4 protein-coding genes are annotated in these 3,245 nt (G+C 61.1%); 2 read left to right on the top strand and 2 right to left on the bottom strand.

The window, feature by feature from the left end; all coding sequences use genetic code 11:
* Window positions 1-144 precede the first annotated feature (144 nt).
* Window positions 145-729, bottom strand: a complete 585-nt coding sequence (locus ACNFCJ_RS23905; RefSeq protein ID WP_099526150.1) for a YajG family lipoprotein — start codon at window positions 727-729, stop codon at window positions 145-147.
* Window positions 730-894: 165 nt separating this feature from the next.
* Between ACNFCJ_RS23905 and ACNFCJ_RS23900 the strand changes: the two genes are divergently transcribed.
* The gene (locus ACNFCJ_RS23900; protein WP_106733582.1) at window positions 895-1,125 is read left to right on the top strand and encodes a hypothetical protein; all 231 of its coding nucleotides are present in this window, start codon (window positions 895-897) and stop codon (window positions 1,123-1,125) included.
* 193 nt (window positions 1,126-1,318) lie between these two features.
* Here ACNFCJ_RS23900 and ACNFCJ_RS23895 read toward each other — a convergent pair whose 3' ends face one another.
* Entirely contained in the window at window positions 1,319-1,558 is a 240-nt protein-coding gene (locus ACNFCJ_RS23895; protein ID WP_143507937.1) for a hypothetical protein, read from the bottom strand.
* A 29-nt stretch (window positions 1,559-1,587) separates the two neighbouring features.
* Here ACNFCJ_RS23895 and mqo point away from each other — a divergent pair, with 29 nt between their 5' ends.
* Window positions 1,588-3,084, top strand: a complete 1,497-nt coding sequence (mqo, locus tag ACNFCJ_RS23890; RefSeq protein ID WP_416773869.1) for a malate dehydrogenase (quinone) — start codon at window positions 1,588-1,590, stop codon at window positions 3,082-3,084.
* The last annotated feature ends 161 nt before the right edge of the window (window positions 3,085-3,245 follow it).

Here is a 3,245-nt window from a genome sequence, read left to right as displayed (position 1 = left end):
TGCTGACGACCTTCACCCTGGATGTAGCCCATAAACGACAATGCCCCCATCGACTGATGGAGGCATTGTCTTCACCTTGCACTCAGACTGCTAGGTTTTCACACAGTCTGCAATGCGGGGCGTTTTTTATAACGATGCGCCGAATTACTGCAGCAGTACCTGGCCGATGGTCGGGTCCTTGAAGGCACGAGTCAGCGCGTCGCTGAGCACGTCACCCACCAGCTTGCTATTGGTCTGCTGGTTCGGTGCGGTGCCGAAACGCTGGTTCAGCGAGGCACCGTAACGGCCGGTATAGCGGCGGCTGCCACCTTGCACGTCGGCACGGATCGAGGCCGAGATATCCGCCTCGGTGACGTACATGCCCTCTTTGGGCGACTGATACTTCAGTTCCGCCAGGGTGATGGTCAGCTGTGGCGCGTTATAAGCATTGGGCGACGGTGTAAAACCGAGCAGACGCACAGCCGCTTCGGCCTCAGCCTGCAGCTTGGGCAGCACATAATCGGGGTTGACGCTGATGGAGCTGGTCTCTGGATACAGACCGCCGCGGGTGCCAAGCACCGGCGAAGGACGGCCGTCGACCACGCGCACTACCACCGGCTGGCCCTGGCCGACTGGGGTCAGCGAACTGGTCAGCTTGGGTTGTGGGGTGAGTTGCTGAGGGCTGAGGGCGCAACCGGCCAGAGTCAGGCTGGCGGCAGCAAGCAAGGCGATCAACGCACGGTGCAGCATGCTCATCTCTCCGAGTGAGGTAAAAGTGGCCGGCAGTATAACCAGCGCGGCCTGAGGCCGACAGTAGCGCTGCATAGGACCGTTGGCATATCGCTGCGGTTCCTGTCATCAGCCTGTCACCGCGCGCGGGCATAAAGTACCTGTCACCACGCTGGAGCCTTCGCCATGCTGTTGCGCCGCCTGTTCAGCCACGCTCGCCCGATGCGCCATTTTGCCCTGATTGATGATCGTGGCGTTTGCTGTGCGCTGCGGCAGATGCAGGAACACCCGATCCAGGCGGGATGGGTGGAAATTCGCGAGCCGAGCATCTCCTGGCTGGGCGCTCCACTGCCCGCCGGTGCCCGGCTCACCCCGGTCGCCACACACGCATCAGCAGCCCGCCCGTTGGCGGCCTGACCGGTGAAAGAATAAAAGTCACGCAGGGGCTCAATTTCCCCTCATTCACCGTTATAATCACGCCCCGATTATAAGGACGTCTCCTGATCGGGTCGCACGACCTCGCCGATGCAACGTCATCGCCCGCCCCAGAGAGTCGCCCACTTCGAGTTGCCGCTTCCGGCCAGCCGCTTTCAGCCCATATGCAGAGCAGTTATGCAGCCATGCATTGCATGATTTGCACGGGCAAAAGCGCGCCGAGGCAGTCGAGCTTTTGAGGTTCACCGCTCCAAAAGAGCGTGAAAAAGACGGTTTTTACAAACTTCACAAGAGTGTGGCGAACAAATGAACAGTTTTGCGTCCGCAAATCCCAGCCTTGACCCTCCCCGCCGAACGACAGGGCATCACGCCTGAGTCTGCCGGTATCGCCCTGAAAGGCCGAACGGCCTTCCATCTGGTGCAGTTTTTCTTGGAGAGAGGTTAATGGCGCACAACGATTCCCAAAGCGTAGATGTGGTACTGGTTGGTGCCGGCATCATGAGCGCGACCCTGGGCGTACTGCTCAAGGAACTCAACCCCGGCATCACCCTGGAAGTGGTGGAACTGCGCGAGTCCGGTGCGGTGGAAAGCTCCAACCCCTGGAACAACGCCGGTACCGGTCACGCCGCACTGTGCGAGCTGAACTACACCCCGGAAGGCGCAGATGGCAGCATCGACATCAAGAAGTCGGTGAACATCAACGCTCAATTCGAGGAGTCCAAGCAGTTCTGGGCCTACCTGATCGAGAAGGGTGCAATCAACTCGCCGAAGACCTTCATCAACCCGGTCCCGCACATGAGTTTCGTGCGCGGCAACAGCGGTATCGCCTTCCTCAAGAAGCGTTTCGAGGCCCTGCGCCAGCACCACGCCTTCACCGAGATGGAGTACACCGAAGATCGTGCCACCATCGCCGAGTGGGCGCCGCTGCTGATCCCGGGCCGCGACAGTGGCGAGCCACTGGCGATGACCCGCGTGCAAGCCGGTACCGACGTCAACTTCGGCGCGGTCACCGAACAGATGCTCGCCTACCTGACCACCCAGCCCAACGCCAAAGTCACCTGCAACCAGAAGGTCACCGACCTCAAGCGCGACGGTGAAGGCTGGCTGGTGGACATCAAGGACACCCGCTCCGGCGCCACGCGCAAGCTCAAGAGCAAGTTCGTCTTCCTCGGCGCTGGTGGCGGCGCACTGCCGCTGCTGCAACTGTCCGGCATCCCCGAAGGCAAAGGCTTTGGCGGCTTCCCGGTGAGTGGCCAGTGGCTGCGTTGCGACAACCCTGAGATCGTCAAGCAGCACCAGGCCAAGGTCTACAGCCAGGCTGCCGTCGGCTCACCGCCGATGTCCGTGCCGCACCTCGACACTCGCGTAGTGGACGGCAAGAAATCCCTGCTGTTCGGCCCTTACGCCGGCTTCACCACCAAGTTTCTCAAGTACGGCTCATTCCTCGACCTGCCGCTGTCGGTACGCCCCAACAACCTCGGCCCGATGCTGGCGGTGGCGCGCGACAACCTGGATCTGACCCGCTACCTGATCAAGGAAGTGATGCAGTCCGAAGCGCAACGCCTGGAAACCCTGCGCGGCTTCTACCCGGAGGCCAAGGCCGAAGACTGGCGCCTGGAAGTGGCCGGCCAGCGCGTGCAGATCATCAAGAAGGACGCCAAGAGCGGCGGCATCCTGCAGTTCGGTACCGAGCTGGTAGCGGCTGCAGACGGCACCATCGCTGCTCTGCTCGGCGCCTCGCCGGGCGCTTCGGTGACCGTGTCGATCATGCTCGACCTGATTCGCCGCTGCTTCCCCGAGCAGGCCAAGAGCGAAGGCTGGCGCACCAAGCTGGACGAAATCTTCCCGGCCATGGCCGACGTCCTGTCCAAGGATGCCGAACGCTACCATGAGGTGCAGACGCAATCGAACAAGCGCCTGCAACTGGACATACCTAGCTGATCAGCAGGTATGAAAGAACCGCCCCTCGGGTAATGCCAGTCAGTTAAGCACTACAGCTTGACCTTCTGCGCGCTGAAACGAAAATCCGATGCTTGTTTTGAGCATCGGATTTTTTATGCGACTTTCCCGCGCCTTGGCACTGACTCACGAAGCGGCTTCTG

Origin of the sequence: Pseudomonas sp. NY15364 (assembly GCF_048068235.1) — a bacterium.
GTDB lineage: Bacteria > Pseudomonadota > Gammaproteobacteria > Pseudomonadales > Pseudomonadaceae > Aquipseudomonas > Aquipseudomonas mendocina_D.
This window is presented reverse-complemented; position numbering and strand designations above follow the sequence as displayed.

What these genes read in the sequence shown, in the direction of transcription:
- ACNFCJ_RS23905 (WP_099526150.1), bottom strand. Translation starts at nt 729, where the DNA reads ATGCTGCACCGTGCGTTGATCGCCTTGCTTGCTGCCGCCAGCCTGACT.
- ACNFCJ_RS23900 (WP_106733582.1), top strand. Translation starts at nt 895, where the DNA reads ATGCTGTTGCGCCGCCTGTTCAGCCACGCTCGCCCGATGCGCCATTTT.
- ACNFCJ_RS23895 (WP_143507937.1), bottom strand. Translation starts at nt 1,558, where the DNA reads ATGGAAGGCCGTTCGGCCTTTCAGGGCGATACCGGCAGACTCAGGCGT.
- mqo (WP_416773869.1), top strand. Translation starts at nt 1,588, where the DNA reads ATGGCGCACAACGATTCCCAAAGCGTAGATGTGGTACTGGTTGGTGCC.